Annotated in this window: 28 protein-coding genes, 1 CRISPR repeat array and 1 riboswitch; of the genes, 16 read left to right on the forward strand and 12 right to left on the reverse strand. The window is 37.0% G+C overall.

Going from position 1 to position 25,938, the window contains the following annotated elements; translation table 11 throughout:
* Positions 1-25 precede the first annotated feature (25 nt).
* A CRISPR array of direct repeats spans positions 26-787; the repeat unit is 36 nt; unit sequence GTTTTTGTACTCTCAAGATTTAAGTAACTGTAAAAC.
* 108 nt (positions 788-895) lie between these two features.
* From ACVRWY_RS07055 to ACVRWY_RS07085, 7 genes are all read left to right on the forward strand, one after another.
* Positions 896-3,022: a Tex family protein gene (locus tag ACVRWY_RS07055; RefSeq protein ID WP_354368699.1), complete on the forward strand. Its 2,127-nt coding sequence runs from the start codon at positions 896-898 to the stop codon at positions 3,020-3,022.
* The gene (locus tag ACVRWY_RS07060) at positions 3,009-3,446 is read left to right on the forward strand and encodes a SprT family protein (protein WP_354368700.1); all 438 of its coding nucleotides are present in this window, start codon (positions 3,009-3,011) and stop codon (positions 3,444-3,446) included. The genes ACVRWY_RS07055 and ACVRWY_RS07060 overlap by 14 nt, the downstream gene beginning before the upstream one ends.
* 280 nt (positions 3,447-3,726) lie before the next feature.
* A complete protein-coding gene (locus tag ACVRWY_RS07065; RefSeq protein WP_354368702.1) occupies positions 3,727-3,993 on the forward strand; it encodes a PspC domain-containing protein in 267 nt (88 codons plus the stop codon).
* 234 nt (positions 3,994-4,227) lie between these two features.
* The gene (gene hprK / locus ACVRWY_RS07070; RefSeq protein ID WP_354368704.1) at positions 4,228-5,163 is read left to right on the forward strand and encodes an HPr(Ser) kinase/phosphatase; all 936 of its coding nucleotides are present in this window, start codon (positions 4,228-4,230) and stop codon (positions 5,161-5,163) included.
* Entirely contained in the window at positions 5,156-5,941 is a 786-nt protein-coding gene (gene lgt, locus ACVRWY_RS07075; protein WP_354368706.1) for a prolipoprotein diacylglyceryl transferase, read from the forward strand. The genes hprK and lgt overlap by 8 nt, the downstream gene beginning before the upstream one ends.
* Positions 5,942-5,959: 18 nt before the next feature.
* Positions 5,960-6,361: a DUF948 domain-containing protein gene (locus ACVRWY_RS07080; RefSeq protein WP_354368708.1), complete on the forward strand. Its 402-nt coding sequence runs from the start codon at positions 5,960-5,962 to the stop codon at positions 6,359-6,361.
* Positions 6,354-6,788 (forward strand): YtxH domain-containing protein, encoded by a 435-nt coding sequence (locus tag ACVRWY_RS07085; RefSeq protein ID WP_354368710.1) that lies wholly within the window; start codon positions 6,354-6,356, stop codon positions 6,786-6,788. Before ACVRWY_RS07080 ends, ACVRWY_RS07085 begins: the two co-directional genes overlap by 8 nt.
* 16 nt (positions 6,789-6,804) lie before the next feature.
* Here the strand turns inward: ACVRWY_RS07085 and ACVRWY_RS07090 are convergent, their stop codons facing one another.
* Positions 6,805-7,098, reverse strand: coding sequence for a DUF3270 domain-containing protein (locus ACVRWY_RS07090; RefSeq protein ID WP_354368712.1), 294 nt, complete (start codon positions 7,096-7,098; stop codon positions 6,805-6,807).
* Between the two features lie 160 nt (positions 7,099-7,258).
* Here ACVRWY_RS07090 and ACVRWY_RS07095 point away from each other — a divergent pair, with 160 nt between their 5' ends.
* The 5 genes from ACVRWY_RS07095 (at position 7,259) to ACVRWY_RS07115 (ending at position 11,752) form a co-directional block, all read left to right on the forward strand.
* Complete coding sequence (locus tag ACVRWY_RS07095) at positions 7,259-8,188, forward strand: peptidase U32 family protein (protein WP_354368714.1); 930 nt, start codon at positions 7,259-7,261, stop codon at positions 8,186-8,188.
* Between the two features lie 72 nt (positions 8,189-8,260).
* On the forward strand, positions 8,261-9,547 hold the full coding sequence (locus ACVRWY_RS07100; RefSeq protein ID WP_354368716.1) for a peptidase U32 family protein: 1,287 nt from the start codon (positions 8,261-8,263) through the stop codon (positions 9,545-9,547).
* Entirely contained in the window at positions 9,547-10,059 is a 513-nt protein-coding gene (locus ACVRWY_RS07105) for a GNAT family N-acetyltransferase (protein ID WP_354368718.1), read from the forward strand. The genes ACVRWY_RS07100 and ACVRWY_RS07105 overlap by 1 nt, the downstream gene beginning before the upstream one ends.
* A gap of 38 nt (positions 10,060-10,097) precedes the next feature.
* Entirely contained in the window at positions 10,098-10,310 is a 213-nt protein-coding gene (locus ACVRWY_RS07110) for a YdbC family protein (RefSeq protein WP_354368720.1), read from the forward strand.
* Positions 10,311-10,615: 305 nt separating this feature from the next.
* Complete coding sequence (locus ACVRWY_RS07115; RefSeq protein ID WP_354368722.1) at positions 10,616-11,752, forward strand: 5-methyltetrahydropteroyltriglutamate--homocysteine S-methyltransferase; 1,137 nt, start codon at positions 10,616-10,618, stop codon at positions 11,750-11,752.
* A gap of 55 nt (positions 11,753-11,807) precedes the next feature.
* On the opposite strand, the gene ACVRWY_RS07120 is transcribed toward ACVRWY_RS07115, so the two are convergent.
* Together ACVRWY_RS07120 and lysS are read right to left on the reverse strand one after the other, a co-directional pair.
* Positions 11,808-11,951 (reverse strand): hypothetical protein, encoded by a 144-nt coding sequence (locus ACVRWY_RS07120; RefSeq protein WP_354368724.1) that lies wholly within the window; start codon positions 11,949-11,951, stop codon positions 11,808-11,810.
* A gap of 1 nt (position 11,952) precedes the next feature.
* Positions 11,953-13,443, reverse strand: a complete 1,491-nt coding sequence (gene lysS / locus ACVRWY_RS07125; RefSeq protein WP_354368726.1) for a lysine--tRNA ligase — start codon at positions 13,441-13,443, stop codon at positions 11,953-11,955.
* Positions 13,444-13,590: 147 nt separating this feature from the next.
* Between lysS and ACVRWY_RS07130 the strand changes: the two genes are divergently transcribed.
* Positions 13,591-14,493: an HAD family hydrolase gene (locus ACVRWY_RS07130; protein WP_354368728.1), complete on the forward strand. Its 903-nt coding sequence runs from the start codon at positions 13,591-13,593 to the stop codon at positions 14,491-14,493.
* Between the two features lie 29 nt (positions 14,494-14,522).
* Here ACVRWY_RS07130 and ACVRWY_RS07135 read toward each other — a convergent pair whose 3' ends face one another.
* The 7 genes from ACVRWY_RS07135 to ACVRWY_RS07165 all read right to left on the reverse strand — a co-directional run bounded on the left by ACVRWY_RS07135 (position 14,523) and on the right by ACVRWY_RS07165 (position 19,467).
* A complete protein-coding gene (locus tag ACVRWY_RS07135; RefSeq protein WP_354368730.1) occupies positions 14,523-15,140 on the reverse strand; it encodes a histidine phosphatase family protein in 618 nt (205 codons plus the stop codon).
* Positions 15,141-15,148: 8 nt separating this feature from the next.
* Positions 15,149-15,508: a YccF domain-containing protein gene (locus ACVRWY_RS07140; RefSeq protein WP_354368732.1), complete on the reverse strand. Its 360-nt coding sequence runs from the start codon at positions 15,506-15,508 to the stop codon at positions 15,149-15,151.
* A 3-nt stretch (positions 15,509-15,511) separates the two neighbouring features.
* Positions 15,512-15,985 carry an aminoacyl-tRNA deacylase gene (locus ACVRWY_RS07145; RefSeq protein WP_354368734.1) on the reverse strand — a complete coding sequence of 158 codons (474 nt, stop codon included), beginning with the start codon at positions 15,983-15,985 and terminating at the stop codon, positions 15,512-15,514.
* Positions 15,982-16,824 (reverse strand): DUF368 domain-containing protein, encoded by an 843-nt coding sequence (locus ACVRWY_RS07150; RefSeq protein ID WP_354368736.1) that lies wholly within the window; start codon positions 16,822-16,824, stop codon positions 15,982-15,984. Before ACVRWY_RS07150 ends, ACVRWY_RS07145 begins: the two co-directional genes overlap by 4 nt.
* 42 nt (positions 16,825-16,866) lie before the next feature.
* Entirely contained in the window at positions 16,867-17,826 is a 960-nt protein-coding gene (locus ACVRWY_RS07155; protein WP_354368738.1) for a peptidoglycan recognition protein family protein, read from the reverse strand.
* 40 nt (positions 17,827-17,866) lie between these two features.
* Positions 17,867-18,424 (reverse strand): energy-coupled thiamine transporter ThiT, encoded by a 558-nt coding sequence (gene thiT, locus ACVRWY_RS07160; protein WP_354368740.1) that lies wholly within the window; start codon positions 18,422-18,424, stop codon positions 17,867-17,869.
* Between the two features lie 48 nt (positions 18,425-18,472).
* A riboswitch (TPP riboswitch) is annotated at positions 18,473-18,570 on the reverse strand.
* 45 nt (positions 18,571-18,615) lie between these two features.
* Positions 18,616-19,467 carry a glycoside hydrolase family 25 protein gene (locus ACVRWY_RS07165; protein WP_354368742.1) on the reverse strand — a complete coding sequence of 284 codons (852 nt, stop codon included), beginning with the start codon at positions 19,465-19,467 and terminating at the stop codon, positions 18,616-18,618.
* A 126-nt stretch (positions 19,468-19,593) separates the two neighbouring features.
* On the opposite strand from ACVRWY_RS07165, the gene ACVRWY_RS07170 reads away from it, so the two are divergent.
* Both ACVRWY_RS07170 and ACVRWY_RS07175 read left to right on the forward strand, forming a co-directional pair.
* The gene (locus ACVRWY_RS07170; RefSeq protein WP_354368744.1) at positions 19,594-20,124 is read left to right on the forward strand and encodes an ECF transporter S component; all 531 of its coding nucleotides are present in this window, start codon (positions 19,594-19,596) and stop codon (positions 20,122-20,124) included.
* Entirely contained in the window at positions 20,108-20,488 is a 381-nt protein-coding gene (locus tag ACVRWY_RS07175) for a DUF4430 domain-containing protein (protein WP_354368746.1), read from the forward strand. Before ACVRWY_RS07170 ends, ACVRWY_RS07175 begins: the two co-directional genes overlap by 17 nt.
* A gap of 48 nt (positions 20,489-20,536) precedes the next feature.
* Here ACVRWY_RS07175 and ACVRWY_RS07180 read toward each other — a convergent pair whose 3' ends face one another.
* Entirely contained in the window at positions 20,537-21,013 is a 477-nt protein-coding gene (locus ACVRWY_RS07180) for a glutathione peroxidase (RefSeq protein WP_354368748.1), read from the reverse strand.
* Positions 20,997-22,805: an oligoendopeptidase F gene (gene pepF, locus ACVRWY_RS07185; RefSeq protein ID WP_354368750.1), complete on the reverse strand. Its 1,809-nt coding sequence runs from the start codon at positions 22,803-22,805 to the stop codon at positions 20,997-20,999. Before pepF ends, ACVRWY_RS07180 begins: the two co-directional genes overlap by 17 nt.
* 236 nt (positions 22,806-23,041) lie before the next feature.
* Here pepF and ppc point away from each other — a divergent pair, with 236 nt between their 5' ends.
* Positions 23,042-25,750: a phosphoenolpyruvate carboxylase gene (gene ppc / locus ACVRWY_RS07190; protein WP_354368752.1), complete on the forward strand. Its 2,709-nt coding sequence runs from the start codon at positions 23,042-23,044 to the stop codon at positions 25,748-25,750.
* The last annotated feature ends 188 nt before the right edge of the window (positions 25,751-25,938 follow it).

Below are 25,938 nucleotides of genomic sequence, written 5' to 3' on the forward strand. Positions count from 1 at the left end.
TACTAAAACGACATAATTATTTTGAGTTTTTGTACTCTCAAGATTTAAGTAACTGTAAAACCATTCCGCTCTTGTTCCGCCTCATCTAGACGTTTTTGTACTCTCAAGATTTAAGTAACTGTAAAACACTGACTAGTTGGTTATGGATAAGAGCGTAGTTTTTGTACTCTCAAGATTTAAGTAACTGTAAAACTAAATTACTAAAACGACATAATTATTTTGAGTTTTTGTACTCTCAAGATTTAAGTAACTGTAAAACCATTCCGCTCTTGTTCCGCCTCATCTAGACGTTTTTGTACTCTCAAGATTTAAGTAACTGTAAAACTTTAGTTGTCATATTTATTTACAATATACTGTTTTTGTACTCTCAAGATTTAAGTAACTGTAAAACAACACATGGCTCACAGAAAATGAGATTAAAGGTTTTTGTACTCTCAAGATTTAAGTAACTGTAAAACAGAAGGAATTAGTTCCACCTTTCACAAGGTGTTTTTGTACTCTCAAGATTTAAGTAACTGTAAAACTCATGGTCCAAGGTGAGTCAAATGCACAGGTTTTTGTACTCTCAAGATTTAAGTAACTGTAAAACCCGCGGTGCTGAGTGTATGTTGGGTAGCGTGTTTTTGTACTCTCAAGATTTAAGTAACTGTAAAACCCTTGTGTGGAGTGATTACTCAGTGGAAGAGTTTTTGTACTCTCAAGATTTAAGTAACTGTAAAACGTCAGAAGACATCACTGTTACTGATCAGGTGTTTTTGTACTCTCAAGATTTAAGTAACTGTAAAAAGAGTAGCTAGTTCTATCTGATAGGATAATATAAATAACAAGCTAGGCTAGAGGTCTAGTTTTTTACTTTAGCATCTTTTTTCCCTGTAAAATATGCTAAAATATTTGTATGGAAAATATGATACAAATTGCAAATCATCTCTCAATTTCACAACATCAGGTTGAGAGGGTTTTAAGTTTAACACAAGAGGGAAATACCATTCCTTTTATTGCGCGTTATCGTAAAGATGTAACGGGAAATCTAGATGAGGTGGTCATTAAAGCGATCATTGATCTAGATAAGAGTTTAACAGCTTTGAGAGATAGAAAGGCAACTGTTCTTGCAAAAATTGAAGAGCAGGGAAAACTGACAGATACTCTTCGTCAAGCGATTGAGTCGGCTGAAAAGTTGACAGATGTCGAGGAGCTCTATCTGCCTTATAAAGAAAAACGCCGAACCAAAGCAATGATTGCTCGAGAAGCTGGGTTATTTCCTTTGGCACGCCTCATTCTACAAAATCTTCCTAATCTTGAAAAAGAAGCAGAAAACTTTATCAATGAGACTTTTAAAACGCCAAAGGATGCCTTGCAAGGAGCTGTTGATATTTTGGTTGAGGCTTTATCAGAAGATGCAAGACTGCGTTCTTGGACCTATAATGAGATTTGGGCCAATAGTCAGATTGTCTCACAAGTAAAAGATGAAACCTTGGATGATAAGAAGATTTTTGAGATTTACTATGATTTCTCAGAAGCGATTGCAAAAATGCAGGGTTACCGTACTCTAGCCCTTAATCGTGGGGAGAGTTTGGGTGTTTTAAAAGTTGGTTTCCATCATCATACTGATACGATGTTGGCTCTTTATGCGACACGTTTTAAGGAAAAAAACCGCTATATAGATGACGTGATCCAACAAGCCTTGAAAAAGAAAGTCCTACCTGCTATGGAGCGCCGTGTTCGTTCAGAATTGACAGAAACTGCAGAAGACGGAGCAATTGCCCTTTTTTCTGAAAACCTAAGAAATCTTCTCTTAATTCCACCACTGAAAGGTAAAATTGTGCTTGGTTTTGACCCTGCTTTTAGAACAGGAGCTAAGTTAGCAGTAGTGGATAAGACTGGAAAGTTATTAACAACCCAGGTTATTTATCCTGTTGCACCTGCAAGCCCTGCTAAGATTGCGCAAGCAAAGACAGAGCTTTTAGCCTTGGTGGAAGAATATGCGGTTGAGATTATTGCTATTGGAAATGGGACAGCTAGTCGTGAAAGTGAAGCCTTTGTCGCAGACCTACTCAAAGATGTCAAAGGGGTTTCGTATGTGATTGTCAATGAAAGTGGCGCTTCGGTTTATTCGGCAAGTGAACTAGCAAGGCAGGAATTTCCTGATTTGACGGTGGAAAAACGCTCTGCCATCTCAATTGCAAGACGTCTCCAAGACCCACTTGCTGAATTGGTAAAAATTGATCCTAAATCTATTGGTGTTGGACAATATCAGCATGATGTTAGTCAGAAAAAATTAACTGAAAATCTTGATTTTGTAGTAGATATGGTTGTTAACCAAGTAGGTGTTAACATCAATACGGCAAGTTCTGCACTCTTGTCACATGTCTCTGGTTTGAACAAGACGATTTCAGAAAACATTGTTAAATATCGAGAAGAAAATGGCGAAATTAAGAGCCGTTCTGAAATCAAAAAAGTTCCTCGTCTTGGGTCTAAGGCATTTGAGCAAGCTGCAGGTTTCTTACGTATTCCAAATGGTGAGCATTTCTTAGATAATACAGGTGTTCACCCAGAAAGCTATGCAGCAGTTGAAAAGCTTTTACATCAGTTAGAGATCAGTCAGCTAGATGATGCTGCTAAGGCTAAACTCAATGCTGTGAAGCCACAAGAACTGGCTCAAGATTTAGAAATCGGTCCTGAAACTCTCAAAGATATCATTGCTGATCTTTTAAAACCAGGTCGTGATTTACGAGATAGCTTTGCAGCACCAGCTCTTCGTCAAGATGTTTTAGATATTAAGGACCTCTATATTGGGCAACAATTAGAAGGAACCGTACGTAATGTGGTTGATTTTGGCGCATTTGTTGATATTGGTCTTCATGATGATGGTTTGATTCATATCTCACAGATGAGTAAAACCTTTGTTAATCATCCTAGTCAGCTAGTATCGGTTGGGGATATTGTAACGGTTTGGGTATCTAAAATTGATTTAGAACGTGAAAAGATTAATTTAAGTTTGGTAGCACCTCGTGAATCTCAATGATTATGTCAAGAAAGTTTCACAAGAAGACTTTCAAAAAAATTTTCAACACACTGCTACTTGGAATAAGCGGCTCAGAACAACAGGCGGGCGCTTTCATCCAAATAGTGGCAATTTGGACTTTAACCCTAAAGTTTATGAAGCCCTAGGTTTAGAGGTCTTTAGAAAAATTGTCCGTCACGAGCTTTGCCACTATCATCTTTATTTTGAAAAAAAGGGATATAGACATCAAGATAGAGACTTTAAACAACTTTTAAAAGCTGTTAATGGGCTTCGTTTTGTCCCGAAAATAAACGATGAGGTTTATCCCTATCATTACCAGTGTCAAGCTTGTGGACAAGATTATTTTAGAAAAAGAAAAATGAACCTAAAGCGTTATGTTTGCGGGAGATGTCATTCGCAATTATATTTGATGGAATCGTTTTAAAAATAAATTATTCCTAATTCTTTGAAAGAGAATCATGTTATAAGAGTTCAGACTTTGATTAGGGAGTGAGGTAGGGGATTTTTATTTTAGGACTACCTTAATCAAGAGAAGTTTACAGTAGAGTTATCAAAGGAGCTCATGAATGAGAGCATAAATCAGTCTAAGGGCTGATTTATTTTTTGTAGAAATACTTTAAAATGGTAAAGTAAAGATTCTAAGAATAACGTTGATTTTATATAACAGGAATAAAATCAAGGGAAATTTCTGGAAGGGAGCTTCTATGGAAGGTAAATTTTATAAACAAAAAAAAGATAGATGGTTTTTCGGTGTTTTAGCTGGTTTATCAGATAAGTTTGGCTGGAATCTGAATTTAGTACGCGTATTGTTTGTACTTTTACTCATCTTTATACAAGGAGGCGCTTTCTTATATTTGATACTAGCTCTTATCTTACCTTATAAAGAAGACTTGATTAAGGATGCTTATGGACAAGGTCCACGTAAACGTAAAGAAGCCGAAGTTATCCATGACCGAAAATGGTTTTGGTAACCTTAAAAAATCAGAAACAGAAGTTCATAAGGTGACTTTGTTTCTGATTTTTTTTAGTAGTTTGCTCTCTTTTTTACTCTGCTTTATCAACGATAGTAAAGCAGTTATTGATATGACATATTAGTGAGCGGATGCTGACTAGACAAAGACTGGTGACATTATTAACTTTCGGAAAAGTTAGCGCTTACTTTCAGAAAATAAATATGGTATAATAGACAGAAAAAGGAGGAGCTTATGGTTGTTACAGTAAAAATGTTAGCAGAAAAGGTAAAGTTAAAGCCGATTTATGTTACCGATGAAGCCCTAGAAAAAGAAATTATAACATCAGATATTTCTCGTCCTGGTCTTGAAATGACAGGCTACTTTGATTATTATTCTCCTGAGCGGATTCAACTTTTAGGGATGAAGGAGTGGTCTTATTTAAATGCCATGACCTCTCATAACCGTTATTCCGTTTTGAAAAAAATGTTTCAGCCTGAGACTCCCGCTATTATTGTGGCACGTAATCTGGATATTCAAGATGAGATGGTTCAAGCAGCTAAGGAGCAAGGGATAGCTGTTTTACAAAGTCGTGTGCCTACTAGCCGTTTATCTGGCGAGATGTCCTGGTATTTAGATACTTGTTTAGCAGAACGTACCAGTGTACATGGTGTCTTAATGGACATCTATGGGATGGGAGTGCTCATTCAAGGAGATTCTGGAATTGGAAAAAGTGAAACGGCTCTTGAGTTAGTAAAACGTGGCCATCGCTTAGTAGCTGATGACCGTGTAGATGTTTATGCTAAAGATGAGGAAACTCTTTGGGGCGAACCTGCTGAAATTTTACGACATTTGATTGAAATTAGAGGGGTTGGCATTATTGATGTTATGAGTTTGTATGGTGCTAGCGCTGTCCGCAATTCTTCTCAAGTTCAATTGGCTGTCTATCTTGAAAACTTTGAAAAAGGTAAAGTTTTTGATCGATTAGGAAATGGTGGCGAGGAAATTGAATTATCATCTGTAAAAATTCCACGAGTTAGAATCCCTGTTAAAACGGGACGTAACGTATCAGTCGTTATTGAGGCGGCAGCCATGAACCATCGTGCAAAACAAATGGGCTATGATGCTACCAAGACCTTTGAAGAGCGTTTGACTAAGTTGATTAGCCAAAATGAGGGTAGCCATGATTGATCCTATCGCTATTCAAGTAGGCCCCTTTGCTATCCATTGGTATGCTATTTTTATTGTGACAGGCTTAATATTAGCTGTTTATTTAACAATAAATGAGGGTAAAAAAAAGGGAATTACCTCAGATGATATTTTAGATTTTATTTTGGTTGCCTTTCCTTTAGCGATATTAGGGGCTCGTCTTTATTATGTGATTTTCCAATGGCCTTATTATGCTCAACATCCTTCTGAAATCTTTGCGATTTGGAATGGCGGTTTGGCTATTTATGGTGGTTTACTAACAGGGCTAGCCTATCTATTTTGGTTTTGTTATCAGAGGTTTATCAAGCCTTTAAACTTTTTAGATATCATAGCTCCTAATGTCATGTTGGCACAAGCTATTGGGCGCTGGGGAAATTTTGTGAATCAAGAAGCTTATGGCAAGGCTATCAACAATCTCGATTATCTTCCTCGATGGATGCAGGAACAAATGTACATTGATGGTAGTTATCGTGTCCCGACTTTTTTATATGAATCTTTGTGGAATTTACTTGGTTTTGCACTACTTTCCATCCTCATTCGCCGACCTAAGTTATTAAAGGTTGGAGAGCCGACCTTCTTTTATCTCATCTGGTATGGTTTGGGGAGATTCATTATTGAGGGAATGCGAACAGATAGTCTCATGTTAGCAGGGTTACGTGTTTCTCAGTGGTTATCGATAATCTTATTTTGTATTGGTTTGGGATTGTGGATTTATCGCCGAAAAAATCAAGCCATTAACTTTTATTTAGAAAAAACATAATATAAAGGAGAAAAAGATATGATGGAAATAGCAGTCTTATTGATTGCTCTAGCATTTGTAGCTTTGGTAATTTATCTCATACTATTTATAAAAAAATTAACAGCAACCGTTGGGGAGGCCCAGCAAACTCTGACGATTTTGACCAGTGATCTTAATGTGACCCTACACCATACCAATGAAATTCTTGCTAAAGCAAATGTTTTAGTGGAAGATGTGAATAGTAAAGTCGCAACAATTGATCCCCTGTTTACAGCAGTAGCAGATTTATCTGAAAGTGTCTCTGATTTAAATACGCAAGCGAGGCATCTATCTGTTAAAGCAAGTGCTGTCGGTAAGCAATCTGCTAAAGTAGGAACAGCGTATACTGTTAGTAAATTTGCTTCAAAAGTGTTAAGAAAAAAGGAGAGAGCTCATGAGTAAATTTTTAAAAACTTTGGTTGTTGGCGCAGCCTCAGGTGCAGCAGCAGCATATTTTTTAACAACCGAAAAAGGAAAAGTCTTAAAAGAAAAAGCGCAAGATTTATTTAAAGACTATCAAGAAAACAAAGATGACTATCATCAAAAAGCCAGCGATAAGGCAGCAGAGTACAAAGATTTGGCTGTCCATACTTTCCAAGATTATAAAGAAAAATGGGAAACAGGAGAAATCACTACAGAAAGTGTCGTGGAGGAATTAAAAACAAAATCCAATCAGGCAGCAACTTTTGCTAAAGACTCTTTTACTCATGTGAAACAAAAAGCAAACCAACATGAAAGTAAGGTAAAAGATGTCACAGATTCTATCGTTGAGTCTGATGTTCAAGTTGATGATATTGTGATTGATTATCCTGATGATCATAAGGAATAAAAAAAAGGCGAGGAGATTAACCTCGTCTTTTTCGATAATTAATATAAAATTTTAAACTCAATAAGAGAGCAAAACTGATTATCATAGCCAAAGGAAAGGCTAGGATAACTTTAACCTGAAGGGAAAGTAAGATTAGACATGAGATAATAGTCGAAATGCAGAAACCAGCAATTTGCACAAAAAACAATAGTTCACGCAATTTTGCAGATTGAGTGTTGATGTGTTGATAAGGTTGATATTTCGGACTTTTCTCAATCTGTTGTTCATACTCTTCATCGTAGTGCTGGTCGAATTTTCTGTTAGTATTCACAGTCTAACCTCCTTTCTTTTCCAAAATTCCTATCTATTCTATCATAAATTACCGTAAATGTCACTGTTTTTCATAAAAACTTTCATAAAATAAAGAGAAAATCAAGATTTTTGTATTATTTTATGCCAAAAAGCATGAGATTTGCTATAATGGATGAGTTATGAAAAAAATTATGATTACTGCAACTGCAGAGAGCATGGATCAAGCAAAAGCTCTCCTAGCTCTCGGTGTCGATCGCATTTATGTGGGAGAAGGCGATTATGGTCTTCGTCTTCCCTATCACTTTAGTCGTGAGGAGATGAGGGAACTTGCTGACCTTATCCATAATGCTGGTAAAGAAATGGTGGTCGCTGTCAATGCCTTGATGCATCAAGATATGATGGATTCTCTTCCAGAATACTTGAAATTTTTAGAATCTATTGGAGTTGACTATATCACTGTTGGGGATGCTGGGGTTTTTTATGCCTTACAGCGTGATGGCATAGCCTTAAAAACGATCTATGATGCCTCAACAATGGTGACTTCTAGCCGTCAAATCAATTTTTGGGCTAAGAATGCGGGAATTTCAGAAGCTGTATTGGCTAGAGAGATTCCATCAGCTGAACTCTTTATTATGGCTGAAAATCTTGATATTCCAGCTGAACTTTTGGTTTATGGGGCTAGCATTATTCACCAGTCAAAACGTCCATTGTTACAAAATTACTATAACTTTACTAAGATGGATGAGGAAAAATCGCGTGAGCGTAATCTTTTCTTAAGTGAGCCAAATGATCCAGACTCACATTATTCTATCTTTGAGGATAAGCATGGTACTCATATTTTTGCTAACAATGATTTGGATTTGATGCCTAAATTGTTAGAGGTTTATGAGCATGGCTTTAGCCATTGGAAATTAGAGGGACTCTATACACCAGGTCAAGATTTCCTTGCTATTGCAACTGTTTTCGTGAAGGCGCGTGACTTGATGGAAAAAGGTGAGTTTACTCAAGATCAAGCTTTTGTCTTTGATGAAGAGATTAGAAAACATCACCCTATAGAGCGCGGTCTTGATACCGGATTTTATGACTACGACCCAGACATGGTCAAGTAATGTCTCACAGTGCTAGATTTGTCTATTTTCAGGAGCACTATCTTACATCTATCTTGCAAATAGGAGTATAAAATGACACAAGTAAAAAAACGTCCAGAGGTTTTAGCACCAGCTGGTACATTGGAAAAATTAAAAGTTGCCATTCATTATGGGGCAGATGCTGTTTTTATTGGTGGGCAAGCTTATGGTTTGCGTAGCCGTGCAGGAAACTTCACTTTTGAAGAAATGGAAGAGGGAGTAGAGTTTGCGAAAAAGTACGGTGCAAAAGTCTATGTGGCAGCGAACATGGTAACCCATGAGGGAAATGAAAAAGGAGCAGGAGAGTGGTTCCGTCGCTTACGTGATATCGGCATTGCAGCAGTAATTGTATCCGATCCAGCACTTATTCAGATTTGTGCTGAAGAAGCGCCAGGTCTTGAAATTCATCTTTCGACACAAGCATCTGCTACTAATGTAGAAACACTTGAATTCTGGAAAAATTTAGGGTTAACACGTGTGGTTTTGGCGCGTGAAGTTTCTATGGAAGAGTTGGCTGATATTCGTCGTCGTACAGATGTTGAAATTGAAGCCTTTGTTCATGGAGCTATGTGTATTTCTTATTCAGGACGTTGCACCCTGTCAAACCATATGAGTATGCGTGATGCTAACCGTGGTGGTTGCTCACAGTCTTGCCGTTGGAAGTATGACCTTTATGAGATGCCATTTGGTCAAGAAAGAAAGAGTCTAGAAGGTGAAATTCCAGAAGAGTTCTCTATGTCTGCTGTAGATATGTCAATGATTGAGCATTTACCAGATATGATTGAAAATGGTGTGGATAGCCTTAAAATCGAAGGTCGAATGAAGTCTGTTCACTATGTTTCAACCGTAGCAAATGTTTATAAGGCAGGTGTTGATGCTTATCTTGAGAGCCCAGAAAAGTTTGAAGCCATTAAACAAGATTTGATTGATGAAATGTGGAAAGTTGCGCAACGTGAGTTGGCAACAGGATTTTACTATGAAACACCAGATGAAAATATGCAGCTTTTTGGTGCTCGTCGTAAAATTCCGCAGTATAAATTTGTAGGTGAAGTCGTTTCCTTTGATGAAGAGACTATGACGGCAACTATTCGTCAACGTAATGTTATTACAGAAGGAGATCAGGTCGAGTTTTATGGTCCAGGATTCCGCCATTTTGATGCGACGATCACAGATCTTCATGATGATAAGGGGAATAAAATTGACCGCGCCCCTAATCCAATGGAATTATTAACAATAACCGTACCGCAAAAGGTAGAACCAGGAGATATGATTCGTAATCGTCAAGAAGGACTGATTAATCTCTATAAAACAGATGGCTCAAGTCAAACGGTACGTGCTTAATGCTAACCATCAGACAAGAATCCCCTTCAGACTATAAACAGGTGGAGGAGTTGATTGCTTTAGCGTTTAATGGTAGTCCTCATTCTGATGGACAAGAAGCAGACTTGGTTCAAAGACTTCGTCAAGATCCAGCCTATCATCCTAAGCTTAGCTTGATTGCTACTGACGAAAAAGAGGTGGTGGGACATGTCTTATTAACTGAGATAAAGGTGGAAAAAAGCAGAGCCTTGGCTCTAGCTCCTCTGTCTGTTCATCCGCTTTATCAAGGAAAAGGGATTGGTCGTCAGTTATTGTTAGAAGCCGAAAATGTTGCTAAAAAAGAAGGGTATGATACGATTATTATTCTTGGGGACCCTGCTTATTATAGCTGTTTTGGTTATCAAACAGCATCCGACCATGGCATAAAACCTCCCTTTGAGGTGGACAATCAGTATTTTATGGTGAAATTTTTAGAAGAAAAAGCAGAGCAGGTCAGAGGTTTAGTCACTTATCCTTCAGTATTTGGGATTTAACACCATTTTTTACGAATAAAAAATAGAAAGGAAATCCTATGGCAGAATTTAAATTTGAAATTGAAGAAAAATTGCTCGTTTTGTCAGAAAACGACAAAGGTTGGACAAAAGAGTTGAACCGTGTCAGCTTTAATGGTGCACCAGCTAAGTTTGATATTAGAACTTGGAGTCCAGATCACACTAAGATGGGGAAAGGAATTACCCTTTCAAATGAAGAGTTTGAAGTCTTGGTGAATGCTTTTAAAAATTAGACTGAAAAGAGGCAGATCAAACCATTTATGATGGCTCTGCTCCTGCCCTCGCCTCAGAATAATGAAAATAATCAGAAAACCCTCACTAGATGTATAATCTTAGTGAGGTTTTTTTACTTGACAACTTCATATAAAAGATTACTAAGGATGGAGAACAACTAACCCCAATAGAATGACTATATTATAAAGAAAGTGCCTGTAAAAGAGATATAGTTTGAAACTATATCTCTTTATGAAAAATAAGAATTTGTTTTGAAGTAAAGTGCCTGTTATAATGTTCTTATTATATCGCAAGGAGAAATTTTATGACCCATCAAACAGCCCCATTCCGTGTAGATCATGTTGGATCTTATTTACGTCCAAAAGCCTTAGTTGAAGCGCGTGACGCGTTTACTTCTGGGAAAATCTCACAAGAAGAATTGACTGCCGTAGAAGATCAAGCCATTCGTGAATTAGTTTTACAACAAAAAGCTGCTGGCCTCGAGAGTGTGACAGACGGTGAATTTCGTCGTGCTTACTGGCATCAAGATTTTTTCTGGGGACTTGAAGGAGTAGCACATACACAAGCTGCCATTGGCTACCAATTTCATGATGAGACCACTAAGCCAGATGCTGCGTCCTTAACAGGTAAAATATCAGGACAGAATCATCCTTTTGTTGCACACTACACTTTCTTAAAAGACTTAGCTGATCAAGAAGGATTGGCTTCACGCCTAACAATTCCTTCACCAGCCCAGTTTTATTTTGAATTAATTCGTGATGCAGAGCATACAGCAAATACATTTACTTACTATGAAAATAAGGAAGAGTTGTTTGCGGATATTATTAAGGCTTATAAAGACGTCATTGTTGATCTTTATGCAGTAGGTTTACGTAATTTACAGTTGGACGATTGTACTTGGGGAACTTTGGTTGATGATCGCGTAATGGATTTGATTGCAGGACACACTGGAAAGACAGCTGAACAGATTCGTCAAGAGTTAAGTGTTGATTTTCTTACCTTAAATAATGGTATTTTGGAAGATTTGCCAGAAGATCTTAATGTTACAACGCATGTGTGCCGTGGCAATTATCATTCTACGTGGGCATCTCAAGGTGGATATGATAAGGTAGCTGAAACACTTTTTGGAAAAGAAAATGTTAAGGCTTATTATCTTGAGTTTGATACAGAGCGTGCAGGCGGATTCGAACCCCTTGCTAAAGTGACACCAGGTAAAAAAGTTGTACTTGGTTTAATCACCTCAAAATCAGCAGATTTAGAAGATAAGACAGAGGTGATCGCTAGAATCAAAGAAGCTAGCCAGTACATTCCTCTTGAAGATCTTTACCTTAGTACCCAGTGTGGCTTTGCTTCAACAGAAGAAGGCAATAAATTAACCATTGAAGATCAGTGGAAAAAGTTAGCTCTCATTCAAGAAATTGTTAAAGAAGTATGGGGCTAATCGCTAGATGACAGTAGGCCAAAAATCACCTCGACACATGTGTCGAGGTGATTTTTTAATGATTTTTGTTTCTTAATATTTCAGCAATTCCAATTAGGATAAAGGTAATTCCTAGTCCAACAAATAAAAATTTTTGAGTAAGAAGACCATAGATGATTAAAATAGCTGCAGATAAGAAAGCGATATATTCTTTTTTCATTTTATTTCATCGTTGGGAAAAGTAAAACGTCACGAATAGTAGTAGTGTCTGTTAAAAGCATGCAGAGGCGATCAATACCGATACCGAGACCTCCTGTTGGTGGCATACCATACTCAAGCGCTTCGACGTAATCGTAGTCGATACCTGTTGCTTCGTCGTCACCAAGTTCTTTAGCAGCAGCTTGTGCTTCAAAGCGTGATAACTGATCAATTGGATCATTAAGCTCAGTGAAGGCATTGGCGTATTCTTTAGTCATGATAAAGAGTTCAAATCGGTCTGTGAAGCGAGGGTCATCCGCATTTTTCTTAGCAAGAGGTGATACTTCAACAGGATGCCCGTAAACAAAGGTTGGTTGGATGAGTGTTTCCTCAACAAACTCTTCGAAGAAAGCGTTGATGATATGTCCAACGGTTGTAAAGTGTTTTTCAAGAGGGACATTTTTTTCTTTAGCCAAAGCAGTTGCTTCTTCAATTGTCATCTCTTGCCAAAAATCGATGCCCGTTTGTTCTTTGATAGCATCAACAATGTGAACACGCTTAAATGGTTCGTTGAGTTTAATCTCTGTTCCTTGGTAGATAACAGGTTGATCACCTTTGACAGCCTTTGTAACATGCTGGATAATCCCTTCTGTCAAGTCCATGATATCTTGGAAATCAGCATAGGCTTGGTAGGCTTCAATCGATGTGAATTCAGGATTGTGAGTAGCATCCATACCTTCGTTACGGAAGATACGACCGATTTCATAAACGCGCTCCATCCCCCCGACGATTAAGCGTTTGAGGTGAAGTTCGGTAGCGATACGAAGTACCATATCGATATTTTGCGCATTGTGGTGAGTGATGAATGGGCGAGCAGCAGCTCCTCCAGCTTCATTGTGGAGAACAGGTGTTTCGACCTCAAGGAAACCAAGCCCATCCATATAACGACGCATTTCAGAGATGATTTTTGAACGTGTTACGAAGCGATCAAAGCTTTCGCGATTAGAAATCAAATCAAGGTGACGCTTACGGTAAATGGTTTCCACATCGGTTAGGCCGTGGAATTTTTCAGGCAAGGGACGTAGTGCTTTTGATAGGTGTGTGATACTAGTCGCAAAGATTGTTAGCTCACCAACACCAGTTTTAGCCACTTCTCCCTCAACACCAAGAAAATCACCAAGGTCAGCTTTTTTGAAAATGTCGTAATTTTCTTCTCCAACATCATCTTTGCGGACGTAGATTTGAATTTGCCCTTCGCGATCTTGAATGTGAGCAAAACCAGCTTTACCTTTACCGCGTTTTGTCATCATACGACCAGCGATAATGGCAGTTTCTCCCATCTCATGCAATTCTTCTTTTGTTTTATCGTTGTATTTTTCCTTTAATTCAGCTGAGTTTGCAGTACGTTCGAAACGTTTTCCAAAAGGATCGATCCCTTGCTCAGCTAAGACAGACATTTTTTCACGACGAACTAACTGTTGGTCGTTTAATTCTTCTACATGTTCGTTAGACATTGCTTTCCTCCAAATCGTTTTCCTTTCTATTCTATCATAAAATGACAATGATTTCATCAAATATTATGCTTTTTCTAGATTTGAACTCCTTAGTAAAAAATAGTATAATAAGGCGTAAAAATTTTTTGTTGAAAGAAAAAGGATACCATGATTACATCTATTGTTTTTGACGTTGATGATACCATTTATGACCAACAGGCCCCCTATCGTTTGGCCATGGAGAAGTGCTTTCCGGATTTTGATATGACGCAAATTCATCAGGCTTATATCCGATTTCGTCATTATTCAGACATTGGATTTCCACGAGTTATGGCTGGAGAGTGGACGACAGAGTATTTTCGATTTTGGCGTTGCCGAGAGACGCTTTTAGAGTTTGGGTATAGAGAAATTTCAGAAGCTGATGGTACTCATTTTCAGGAAATTTATGAGCATGAGCTAGAAAATATTACCATGTTAGATGAGATGCACATGACATTGGATTTTTTAAAGTCTAAAAATGTCCCTATGGGTATTATTACTAATGGGCCAACTGAGCATCAATTAAAAAAAGTGAAGAAGTTGGGCTTGTATGATTATGTGGATCCCAAACGCGTGATTGTCAGTCAGGCGACAGGTTTTCAAAAACCAGAAAAGGAAATTTTTAATCTTGCAGCGGAACAATTTGATATGAACCCCTCAACAACACTCTATGTGGGAGATTCTTATGATAATGATGTCATGGGAGCTTTTAACGGAGGCTGGCATTCGATGTGGTTTAATCATCGTGGGCGTAGTTTAAAGCCTGGAACAAAGCCAGTGTTTGATCTTGAAATTGATAGTTTTGAGCAATTATTTGGCGCGGTGAAAGTTCTTTTTGATTTACCTGATAATAAATTTATTTTTGATGTTAATGATAAAAAGAACCCTATTTTACAACTGGGAATAAACAATGGTTTGATGATGGCGGCTGAACGTTTATTGGAAAGTAATATGTCTATAGATAAAGTCGTGATTCTTTTACGACTCAATAAAAAACAAGAAAAAATTCTTCGGATGAAGTATAGTCAATAAAAATTGGGATAGATTAACTATCCCAATTTTTATTTATCATAACTGGTATCATTCCATGTGATGAGCTTGAAATTTTGACCGTCATTGGTTTCTAAAATAGTGATAGAAGCATTATCTAGTCCACCATTTTGTCGTAGTTTAGCATATTCATAACCTAGTAAAGAACGAATGGCAGCTGTCAGGCTTGCGCCATGCCCAACGATTAAGATGCTATCTTTTTTGCCGTATAGACTCTTAATAAAGTGACCGATACGTTGTGTAGTGTGGTAAACACTTTCTGCATCAAAAGCGTTATGATCAAACCGAGCGAGATTATGGGAAAAAGCTTCCATTTGTTTGGGGTAGATTGCTTCCATAATGCTAATTTTTTGCCCCTCTAATGTCCCTAAGTCCCATTCTCTTAGAGAAGCTTCTTTTTGTACCAATAAGGGAGGGTGGTGTTCTTGTGAGATGATTTCAGCTGTTGTGATGGCACGATGGAGATCACTTGAATAAATAGCATCAAAGGGGATATCTGCTAGATATTGTCCCAGTTTTTTTACACTTTTTTTAGCTTCAGGTAAAAGAGGAGAGTCTCCACTTGCTCCTTGGAAGCGTCCTTCTAAATTCCACTGAGTTTTCCCATGTCGAATAAGATAAATTTTCATAATGTCTCCTACTCAAACTCTGCTCCAAATGGAAATAGTGAAAGCCCAGCTAGTTTAATAGATTGAATAGCAAAAGGAATGCCAATAATGCTAAGGCAAAGTAAGAAAGCAGATGCTAAATGTCCTAAGGCTAACTCCCAGCCAAAAAAGACAATCCAAATGATATTTAATAATAAACTACTGGTTTTAGGAGAAGGGACAATAGTTCGCCCAAATGGAAATAGTCCAAAACGTGCAATTTTAAAAAATTGAAGCCCAAAAGGAATCCCAATAATCGTCATACAAAATAAGATTCCAACACAAGTCCAAGCTAACCAAGACCAAAAGCCAGCCAAAATAAACCAAATCAAGTTTCCTAATAAACGCATGCCTTACTCCTTAATATCTGCAAATTCAGCTCTGACAAAATCAGCTAAGAGTTGACTATCAATACGAATAGAACGTCCTAACTCTCCAGCAGAGACAATCATGGTTCCTTTGTCTAGAGCAGTTTGATCAATGTAGATAGGGAAATTATGCTTCTGGCGAATCCCAACAGGGTTATTGGCACCGTGCACATAGCCTGTAACATTTTGCAAATCTTTTTGAGGAATCATGGTAACTTTTTTGTTACCCGATAGTTTAGCTAATTTCTTTTCAGAAAGATGCTCTGTAATAGGTAAAATTCCAATAACAGGGCCTGTCTTATCTCCTTTTAATGCCAAAGTTTTAAAAATATCATCTTGTCTGATATCCTCTGGCATCTCTCCTTCAAGGCCATTAAACATCAGGCTGTCATGAGGAATTTTAGCTTTATCTAAAATCTGATCCACTAAAGTTTTTTTGACTTTTGCTTTTTTACTCATTTGTATTTTTCCTCAAGTTTACTCATCCAAAGTCCTAGAGCAATCCCTAAGCCAAATAAAAGTAGGGTCGTAAAAATCCCACCAATACCAAGTCCAGCATAGGAAATACTTTCAGCGCTTCGAGGGTTTGGAATAACAATCAATAGGGTACTTGATAAAACCAATCCGATAATAAAATGATAAACACGAGAATGAAACTTAGTCAAAGCATAATCCATGGCTTTTGAAAAGCTTAGCATAGTGACAGCACCACCGATTGCGATTGGAAGAAAGACGCCAAGCAAGTCGAGATTTTTAAAACCTGTTAACATGGGAGTATAGAGTCCCATAATAAGTAAAAGATTGGATGGGCTTAGTCCAGGGACTAAAACTCCCAAAGCGATAAGGACACCAGCTAGAATAAAAGTACCAAAGTTAGCAGGGATTTCTCCAACCAGATCGTTTAAGAAAAAGAGTAAGAGTCCAGAGACAACAAAGGTAGCGACTAAGGTCAAGATATCAGTTGTATCACGTTTTGATTTAGCAGTAGCTTCTGTCAATAGACTTGGCAAAGTTCCAATAATGGCACCAGAAAATGCCCATAAGACAGGAACTTGGTAGTGCTCAAGTAAGTATTCAAGCGGTGCTGAAAAAAGTGCGATTCCTAGAATTCCACCGATTCCAACTGGAATAAAAAACAGAACATTTTTAACAAAATCTTGACGAATGTGAGCTAAAAAAGAAATAATACGCTCATAAAGTCCTAAAATTGAGGCTAAAACCCCACCTGATACACCGGGTAAAATAAAGCCAAGTGCAATAATAATCCCCTTAATTAAACGGGAAATCCAAGAAATCATATTTTCCTCCAAAATAAAAAAATGGTATCTCTATTATACCATTTATATCTCATTATAGTAAGCTTGGACAAGATCTTGGAAATCCTCTATTGTATAGTCACTCCCAAAGTACTCACTTGCGGCACTTGACCAGTAAGCTGTAGGATCAATATGGTCAGTTCCTCCAAGGTAAAGCGACACCATTTCGTGTGTCCAAAGTGTTCCGTCACCATCTTTTTGTCCTAGAGTAACAGGGAGGTTATATTTTTTTAGCATATAAGCTGTATAATAAGCAGCATTTCCAACTTGTCTTGCAAAGCCATCAGCAGTATATTCATGTGTCATTTCAAATTGAATATAGTAAGGATTGGCATAAGGTCCTGCGCCTTGCGCCATATAGTTGGTATCTGCTATCCTTAAAATTGTATTGCTATCAATAAAAGCATGAACAAAAACCCCCGAACTGGAATAGTTATTGGTCATATAACTTACCTCTGAATCAATACTTGAATCTTCATTGCCAGTATCATGAATGATAACTCCTCTAGGTTTTTTCCAAAAATTTTGGTAGGCTTGCTTAGAAAATCCTTGATATTCAGTGGAAAAAGTAGTTTTAGGGTAATGGTGTTCTTCTAGATAGGTATTGATACTATTGGTTTGTTTTAGTTTTAAGTCTTTTGCCAGAACGTAGTATGATTGTCCTGAAAATTTGATTTTAGCATAGGTTAGTTTTTTGCCATTTTTGTGAACCAAATAATAATCAGATACCATCACATCTGTTTGTTTAGTCTGTTTTGTTCCTAAAATGGAGTAAGGGAACGAATAAAGCGTAGTATTGGTCAAACTGGCTTGCTGATTAGACTGGTAATGTGTTGAGGTTGTGATAGAGAAAGTAAAATGAAAACCAAGAAGGATGAGGAAAAAAAGTATCGCGCTAAAAGAAATGATTTTCTGTTTATGTCGCTTTTTTTTTGTCGTTGATTTAGATTGTCGTTTTCTTGTTTTAGCCATGTTTAATATCATATCACAAACTTGATAAAATACGAAATGGAAATCCTTGTGATCAATTTTTTAGTAGTTTGGATTGGAATTTTAAAATAGCTAAGAAAATGATGACACAAAGAATAAAGGTTAGTCCACAAGCACTGCCGTTTACCATAAAAGAGTAGAGATAAGGTGACATCCCCTTTGGAGCATAGTCAGACCAAAAAATGACACCAGCTAGGAAATGCCAGAAATAACGTATCAAAACTGCGATAGTTATTCCTAAAATAGCCCAAAAAGATGAAGTAAGCAGACTTCCTTTTTTTAAGGTATCTTGAAATTTATGGCTAGTAAGTCCAGCTAATCCCATACAAGTAAAGGCCAAAAGATACTCTATTAAGACTTGATAAAAACTGAGATAATAAACTCTCCCCAAAATAAAATGTAATAGCCCCCAAATAAGGCCGGCAAGTAAGCCGTATCGAAGACCACGTTTTAATGAAAAAGCAACCAAAGGGATGGCACCTAAAGATGGTGTAAACCAACCAGCTAAGTCAGGTAGCAGTGATAGACTCATTGCAAAAGAGGCAACAATGGCAGTTTCAACAAGAATTGTTGAGGATTGTTTTTTAGACATAAAAAGACTCCTTTTGAATCACAAAAAGGAGTCTGATCTTAAAGACAAGCTAAAGTCAGTCACAATTCCTACGCTAGTATTGACTAGATCAGGTTCGAGGATTTCGCAATAGCGATCTCAGCTTAACAGCACTCCTTTGTGAAAATCTTAAATTTTAATCATTATAACGCTTGATTTTTTAATTGTCAATATTATTTTTGAATAGTGAACAATTTTTTATAGGTTTTTTCTGTATCTTTAGTGATTGCGATTTGATTTAAATCAAGAGGTTGGTCAAAACCTGGAAGATAGCCTTGAGAAGTATACTGATGTAAATCATAATCTAAGTCAGTGACAGGTGCCACCTCATAGTAGCCAGAATCACTTCCATATGTAGGAATCCAGACAGCATCAAAACCAGTGGTGGAAATACCATGCTCCTCCATAAAGTAGGTCCCTATGTAAATACCGATATTTTTAGCGCCCAAGCGTTCTAACTCTTTGCGAAAGGCTTGAACCCCTTTGTCCATGTCAGACATTGTTTTTTCTTCCACATCAACCCAATAAAAAGTAGGGTTGTAAGGAGAAGTATTTTTGTAAAATGTTTGAGCTTCCTTTTTCATTTCTGATACAGAAGAGCCACGGATATAGGCGTAGACAGCTACGGGAACATCACGTTTTTGAAATTCTTTGATATGTGTTTTGAAGGATTTATCAATTCCTGATTCATGAGTAGCATTATTTTCAAAAGCAATACCTGATCCTCCCTGAACACGAATGATAGTGCCTGAAATATTTTTAGACAAAGTATCGTAATTAATCTCAGATGGGAGTTGCCAGCCAGAGATATCGATAATAGGGTTTAAGACAAACGGTTCGTCAGAAGACTTTGTCTTTGAGCTCGATTTACTAGAGCTGGAACTATTAGATGATGGAATTTGTTTCCTAGCAGTTTCAAAGGTTGATTTTTTTAATTGATTTAAATGTATGCGTGAAATCATCAATACAAGTCCAAATAAAGTAAAAAGAACAATAACAAATATTGGTTTAATTCTCTTTCTCATCCTTTCTATTGTAACTTAAAGTTGCTAAAAAATCAAAACGAGATGCTTAAAATAGAAAAAAAGATACATACTTGACATAGGATGATAAGTTTATTAAAGTTAAGAAAAAGAGATGGAGGAATGATAATGTTATTACGAAAACTAAGTCGATTGGCTTTACTTTCAGCCCTCTGTATTGTATTGCGCTATGCTTTTTCAGGTCTTCCTAATGTCCAACCGATTACTGCTATATTTTTGGTTGTTAGTGTGTGTTTCAGCTTACCAGAAGGCATTATGCTTACAGCTCTTACCATGTTTGTCTCAAGCTTTTTACTTGGTTTTGGTCCATGGGTGCTATGGCAAATTGGAAGCTTTAGTTTGGTATTAACTATTTGGTTTTATGTCCTATACCCCCTGACAAATTATCTTAAACCTGTTAAAATAATAGGAGTTAGTTTAGATCGTTTGGGCTATCAAGCGATTTTTGCTGCTATACTTGGGATTGTCTACGGTATGGTAATTGATACTTGGTCAGCGATTTTATTTGGTACAAAAGTCTGGCTCTATGTCTTGTCTGGAATGCCTTATAATATAGCGCATAGCTTATCAACTCTATTCTTTTATCCCTTGATACATTCTATTTTTAGGAGATTTTATTCAAATGAAAAAGATTTATAGTTTAGTTTTACTATTTTTCTCGACCATCTTATTAGTGGCTTGTCAGAGTCACCAAAGTACCACTAGTTCATCTTCTTCTGAGGAGCATTTGGTACAATTAGTTGTTAAAACAGATAAAAATACAACAGATGAGAAGGTTAGCTTTACACAAGGTGATACTGTTATGGACCTTTTAAAAGCGAATTATGACGTAGAAGAAACAGATGGCTTTATTACAGCAATTGATGGTGTCAAACAAGATGAAAAAGCTGGAAAATATTGGATGTTTGATGTTAATGATGAGTTAGCACCAAAATCAGCTGATCAAATTAAGATTCAAGATGGTGATAAAATAGAATTTTATCAAGAAGTTTATAAGAATTGACCATAAAAAATAAGACAGAAAAAGGATTTTCTTTTTCTGTCTTATTTTTTATAGATATTTTTCAATCTCTGATACCATTTTTTCTGGCTCTGTTTTGGAAGAAAAACGTTTAACAACATTTCCTTCTTGATCAATTAGGAATTTGGTGAAATTCCATTCAATCACTTTTCCAAAAGGACCTTTCTTTTCTTCTTTCATCCATTGATATAAAGGGTCTGCTTCTTTTCCGTTTACTTTTATTTTTGCAAATCGTGGAAAAGTAGTGCCATAATTTAAACTACAGAAACTGTTGATTTCTTCAGCACTGCCAGGTGCCTGCTGTTTAAATTGGTTACAAGGAATATCTAGTATCTCAAATCCTTTATTTTGATAGGCATCGTAGAGTTCTTGTAGTCCTTTATATTGAGGGGTTAGTCCACATCCTGTTGCAGTATTAACGATTAGGACTAGCTTACCTTTATATTTTTCTAAGGCTACTGAGCTACCATCTTGGGCAGTCAAAGTGAAGTTATAGAGTGTTGTCATATTGTAATTCCTCACTATATGCAATAATTTGTTGGACGGTTTGATCTAGGAAAGCAATAGTTTGGCGAAGTGGCTCTTCTGTACTGATGTCTGCACCAATAATTTGAGCGGTTTCAAGAGGTGGTAAACTTCCACCAGATTTTAAAAATTCTAACCAACGTTTTGCACCGTCTTTATCTTTCTTGATATTGAGATAACCTACTGTTGAGATGACCAGTCCTGCAGAATAGGTATAGCTGTAAAGTCCCATATAATAGTGAGACTGTCGCATCCATGTCAGAGCTGCATCATCGTCAATTTCGATAGCATCTCCCCAAAATTCTTCTAAAACGTCTTTCATAATACGGTTTAGTGTTTCTGCTCCGAAGGTTTTACCTTCCTCAATCAATGTATAAACACGGCGTTGAAAGGCTGCTTCTAGTAGATGTGTAATGAAATTGTGGAAGTAAGTATCTGTTAGGCGATGAGCCAATGCAAAGCGTTTTTGACGTGGATTGTCAAAAGCTTTCTCTAAATAGTCGCTTAAAAGAAGCTCGTTTAAGGTTGAAGGGGCCTCAACATAGTAGGTGGACATATGGGTATTAAAATAACTCTGATGATTGTCTGAGAAAATAAATTGTCCAGAGTGCCCAATCTCATGGATTAGTGTATAAACATCACTTAAACGACCCGTCCAGCTCATCAAGACATAAGGGTGCACACGATAAGGATCAGTTGCATAGCCACCAGAGTCTTTTCCTTGATTAGCTGCAAAGTCAACCCAACGCTCTGTTTGATAGCTTTTAACTTCCTTGGTATAAACGTCCCCAAGAGGTTTTAACGATTTCATCACAAGTTCATAGGCTTGGTCAATAGTAACCTCAGGATTTAAACGATTGTCTAAATCTAGTTTCCAATCAGCAAAAGTCATTTTATCGAGTTTGTTTATTTTAGCGACATGTTTAAGATAATTTTGAGCGATAGGGGCAAAATCACTTATAATCAGATCAATTTGACGATCAAACATGGAACGATCAACCTCTTGCTCGGCAAGGAGATAATCAAATACAGAATCATAGCCACGAAGATGAGCGATTTCTTTTTCTAATTTGACTTGGGCTAGATAGCTGGCTGCTGCAGTATGTTGATGTTGGCGTAGTCCATTTGAGAAAGATCTGAAAGCTTTTTGGCGAACCAGGTGATTTTCGTGGTTTTGGTAAAAATTCTCATAGCTGACAAAACTATTCGAATAAATTTTCCCGTCAACTTCAAAATCTTCCATTTTAAAGTCTCCTGCACGCATTTTAGTGTAAATATCTTGAGGGGCAGAGAAAGTATCGGCAAGTTGGGTTAGCAGTTGCTCACGCTCAGCTCCGAGATAGTGGGCTTTTTTTATTTTTGTTTGTCGAATATAGCTACTAAGGTGGTGATTTTTTTCTAATTGATCCAAGATACTATCTGTTGTACACAATAAAGCATCGTCGAAAAAGCTAAGAAGAACACGAGCTTTCGTCATAAAGTCAGTACCAGTCTGTGCGATCTGAGCAAATTCTTCGTTCCCATAGTCTGTGGTTTGTGGCATAAAGCTATAGTTTTCGATGTGGCTCATTTGGATATAAATTTGTTCTAATGCTAAAAAAGCTTCTTCAAAATCTTCCAATTCATTTAGACCATCAAAATAGTTGCGTCTAAAAAGGTAGATATCCTCCATAGCTTTGTCAATGGCTCTTAAAAAATCTTCGCGGTCTTGGTAGAGAGCAGAGAGATCCCAAAGCTCATTTTCTGGAAAACTTGTTCTATCTTTTAATTTCATCATAACCTCCTCTTTTTGTTTAGTATATCAAAAAGAGAGTAAAAATGGATATATGAAAGTAGAGGAGTTGTTATTTTCAAAAAAATCAGAACATTTCTGAAATAATAGACAATTTTAGGAATTTCGGTTTACTTTTAGTATAAAAGTGGTATGATAGAAGCAGTAGACTAAAAAATTAAAGGGTCAGGATTTTCAAGTCAAATGCTGTCTTTATGATAAGGAGTTGTATAGAGAGAATGGAAAAAACAAAATTAATTCCAAACTTAGAGGGTAGTAGCGACAAGACGATTATTAAAGAGGAAGTGGATATCTTAACGAGGCTATTAGATGAAACAACCCAAAAAATGGTCAGCCAAGAAGTTTTTAAAAAAATTCAAACACTGACAGAGTTATCTAGAGCTCAAAATTATCAAGAGGTTAATCAAATCGTAGGTGATTTATCAACGGATGAAATGGATGTTATTGCGCGTTACTTTTCAATCTTACCTTTGTTGATTAATATTTCTGAAGATGTTGATTTAGCCTATGAAATCAATTATCAAAATAATATCAATAAGGATTATGTTGGAAAAATCTCAACCACACTTGATATTGTTTCCCAAAGTCAAAATGCTAAAGAAATTTTAGAAAATGTCAATGTTGTGCCTGTCTTAACTGCACATCCAACTCAGGTGCAACGAAAGACAATGTTGGGCTTAACTAATCAGATTCACCAACTTTTGCGAAAACACCGTGACGTTAAGCTGGGCCTACTCAATAAGGACAAATGGTTAAATGAGCTGCGTGCTTATGTTGAAATGATTATGCAGACAGACATCATCCGAGAGAAGAAGCTCAAAGTCACCAATGAAATCAAGAATGTTACAGATTATTATAATAAAGGCTTAATTACAGCAATTACAAGTCTTGTAACAGAATATAAAACCTTGGCTTTAGAAAAAGGGATTGTTTTAGACAATCCTAAACCCATTACAATGGGAATGTGGATTGGTGGAGACCGAGATGGTAATCCATTTGTAACGGCTGAAACTTTGAGATTGTCAGCGACGGTACAAGGAGAGGTTATCTTAAGTTATTATATTGAAAAGGTTGAGAGTTTATATTCTGACTTTTCTCTTTCAACAAGTTTGACAGAGGTTTCAAAAGAGTTAGAAGCCTTGGCAGCCTTATCCAATGATAGTTCAGAATTTCGTGAGAAGGAGCTGTACCGTAGAGCCTTTCACTATATTAAAGAGCGTCTAGAAAATACACGTACCTATTTAACGGAAGGTAAAGACCACTCTCCACGTTATGCAAAAGCTACTGAATTTAAAGCGGACTTAGAAACGATTAAGACATCTCTCCTTCGCTTTAATGGGGAGACTTTAGTTAAGGGAGACTTGACAGAATTACTACAAGCAGTAGAAATTTTCGGTTTTTATCTAGCTAGTATTGATATGCGTCAAGATTCATCTGTCCATGAAGCTTGTGTGGCGGAATTATTGGCATCAGCCAATATTGCACCAGATTACAGTAGCTTATCAGAGGATGAGAAGTGTGCGCTTTTATTAAAACAACTGACAGAAGATCCACGAATTTTGTCTGCCACAAATGCACCTAAATCAGACTTACTTGAAAAAGAGTTAGCTATCTTCAAGACAGCACGCCAATTAAAAGACACGTTAGGAGAAGAGATTATTAAGCAAAATATCATCTCTCACTCAGAAAGCGTTTCAGACTTGTTAGAACTTGCTGTCATGTTAAAAGAGGTTGGATTAGTGGATAAGGATCTTGTGCGTGTCCAAATCGTTCCACTTTTTGAGACTATTGAAGATTTGGATAATTCAGCTGACATTATGACCTCTTATCTGGAGTTAGACCTTGTAAAACAATGGATTAAAGTCAACCATAATTACCAGGAAATCATGTTGGGTTACTCGGACTCCAATAAAGATGGCGGTTATCTATCATCAGGATGGACCTTGTACAAAGCACAGAAAGATTTGACACGTATCGGTGAGGAGCGTGGTATTAAGGTGACCTTCTTCCATGGTCGTGGTGGGACAGTCGGTCGTGGTGGTGGTCCATCGTATTATGCTATTTCATCTCAGCCGTTTGGGACGATCAAAGATCGTATTCGCCTAACAGAGCAAGGTGAGGTGATTGGAAATAAATACGGTAATAAAGATGCAGCTTATTATAACCTTGAAATGTTGATTTCAGCTGCTATGGACCGTATGGTCTCTAATCAAGTTGTACCAGCTGATAAAATTTCAGGTTACACAGAGATTATGGATGAAATTGTTGGTGAAAGTAATCAAATTTATCGTGATCTTGTTTTTGGCAATGAAAACTTTTATGATTATTTCTTTGAAGCCAGTCCTATAAAAGAAGTTTCTAGTTTAAATATTGGCTCACGTCCAGCAGCTCGTAAAACCATTACTGAGATTAGTGGGCTACGTGCGATTCCGTGGGTATTCTCATGGTCTCAAAACCGAGTGATGTTCCCAGGTTGGTATGGTGTAGGATCTAGTTTTAATAATTTCATTAAAAAAGATCCTAAAAATCTGTCTAAGTTACAGGAAATGTATCAGACTTGGCCATTCTTTAAGGCTCTCCTGTCTAATGTTGACATGGTGTTGTCTAAGTCTAATATGAATATTGCTTTTGAATATGCTCAGCTCTGTCAAAGTGAAGAGGTCAAATCTGTCTTTAATATTATCTTAGATGAGTGGCAGTTAACCAAAGATACTATTTTGCTTATCGAAGATCAAAAAGAGTTATTAGCTGACAATGGATTCCTGAAAGCTAGTTTAGATTATCGTCTTCCTTATTTCAATGTGTTAAACTATATTCAAATTGAATTGATTGAACGCCTACGCCGAGGAGAACTTAGTCCAGAACAAGAAAAACTTATCCACATCACTATTAACGGTATTGCTACTGGTCTTCGTAACTCAGGTTAATATAAGTAGTGATAATATACTGATAGTTTAGATCATTGGATAGGTTGCTACTAATTAAAAAGGGCTCTTTGTCAACTGTAGTGGGTAGATGAAAAGCTAACACCTAGAGAGGACGAAATTCGTTCTCTCTTTCTTTATGTTCAAGGCAATCAAAATCCGTTTTTTAAAGTTTTCAAAGTTCCTGAAAC

This window comes from Streptococcus porcorum (genome assembly GCF_053203725.1).

Bases quoted from the DNA above. Each gene is read 5' to 3' on its own strand.
- ACVRWY_RS07055 (WP_354368699.1), top strand. From the start codon at position 896: ATGGAAAATATGATACAAATTGCAAATCATCTCTCAATTTCACAACAT.
- ACVRWY_RS07065 (WP_354368702.1), top strand. From the start codon at position 3,727: ATGGAAGGTAAATTTTATAAACAAAAAAAAGATAGATGGTTTTTCGGT.
- hprK (WP_354368704.1), top strand. From the start codon at position 4,228: ATGGTTGTTACAGTAAAAATGTTAGCAGAAAAGGTAAAGTTAAAGCCG.
- lgt (WP_354368706.1), top strand. From the start codon at position 5,156: ATGATTGATCCTATCGCTATTCAAGTAGGCCCCTTTGCTATCCATTGG.
- ACVRWY_RS07080 (WP_354368708.1), top strand. From the start codon at position 5,960: ATGATGGAAATAGCAGTCTTATTGATTGCTCTAGCATTTGTAGCTTTG.
- ACVRWY_RS07085 (WP_354368710.1), top strand. From the start codon at position 6,354: ATGAGTAAATTTTTAAAAACTTTGGTTGTTGGCGCAGCCTCAGGTGCA.
- ACVRWY_RS07095 (WP_354368714.1), top strand. From the start codon at position 7,259: ATGAAAAAAATTATGATTACTGCAACTGCAGAGAGCATGGATCAAGCA.
- ACVRWY_RS07100 (WP_354368716.1), top strand. From the start codon at position 8,261: ATGACACAAGTAAAAAAACGTCCAGAGGTTTTAGCACCAGCTGGTACA.
- ACVRWY_RS07105 (WP_354368718.1), top strand. From the start codon at position 9,547: ATGCTAACCATCAGACAAGAATCCCCTTCAGACTATAAACAGGTGGAG.
- ACVRWY_RS07110 (WP_354368720.1), top strand. From the start codon at position 10,098: ATGGCAGAATTTAAATTTGAAATTGAAGAAAAATTGCTCGTTTTGTCA.
- ACVRWY_RS07115 (WP_354368722.1), top strand. From the start codon at position 10,616: ATGACCCATCAAACAGCCCCATTCCGTGTAGATCATGTTGGATCTTAT.
- ACVRWY_RS07120 (WP_354368724.1), bottom strand. From the start codon at position 11,951: ATGAAAAAAGAATATATCGCTTTCTTATCTGCAGCTATTTTAATCATC.
- lysS (WP_354368726.1), bottom strand. From the start codon at position 13,443: ATGTCTAACGAACATGTAGAAGAATTAAACGACCAACAGTTAGTTCGT.
- ACVRWY_RS07130 (WP_354368728.1), top strand. From the start codon at position 13,591: ATGATTACATCTATTGTTTTTGACGTTGATGATACCATTTATGACCAA.
- ACVRWY_RS07135 (WP_354368730.1), bottom strand. From the start codon at position 15,140: ATGAAAATTTATCTTATTCGACATGGGAAAACTCAGTGGAATTTAGAA.
- ACVRWY_RS07140 (WP_354368732.1), bottom strand. From the start codon at position 15,508: ATGCGTTTATTAGGAAACTTGATTTGGTTTATTTTGGCTGGCTTTTGG.
- ACVRWY_RS07145 (WP_354368734.1), bottom strand. From the start codon at position 15,985: ATGAGTAAAAAAGCAAAAGTCAAAAAAACTTTAGTGGATCAGATTTTA.
- ACVRWY_RS07150 (WP_354368736.1), bottom strand. From the start codon at position 16,824: ATGATTTCTTGGATTTCCCGTTTAATTAAGGGGATTATTATTGCACTT.
- ACVRWY_RS07155 (WP_354368738.1), bottom strand. From the start codon at position 17,826: ATGATATTAAACATGGCTAAAACAAGAAAACGACAATCTAAATCAACG.
- thiT (WP_354368740.1), bottom strand. From the start codon at position 18,424: ATGTCTAAAAAACAATCCTCAACAATTCTTGTTGAAACTGCCATTGTT.
- ACVRWY_RS07165 (WP_354368742.1), bottom strand. From the start codon at position 19,467: ATGAGAAAGAGAATTAAACCAATATTTGTTATTGTTCTTTTTACTTTA.
- ACVRWY_RS07170 (WP_354368744.1), top strand. From the start codon at position 19,594: ATGTTATTACGAAAACTAAGTCGATTGGCTTTACTTTCAGCCCTCTGT.
- ACVRWY_RS07175 (WP_354368746.1), top strand. From the start codon at position 20,108: ATGAAAAAGATTTATAGTTTAGTTTTACTATTTTTCTCGACCATCTTA.
- ACVRWY_RS07180 (WP_354368748.1), bottom strand. From the start codon at position 21,013: ATGACAACACTCTATAACTTCACTTTGACTGCCCAAGATGGTAGCTCA.
- pepF (WP_354368750.1), bottom strand. From the start codon at position 22,805: ATGAAATTAAAAGATAGAACAAGTTTTCCAGAAAATGAGCTTTGGGAT.
- ppc (WP_354368752.1), top strand. From the start codon at position 23,042: ATGGAAAAAACAAAATTAATTCCAAACTTAGAGGGTAGTAGCGACAAG.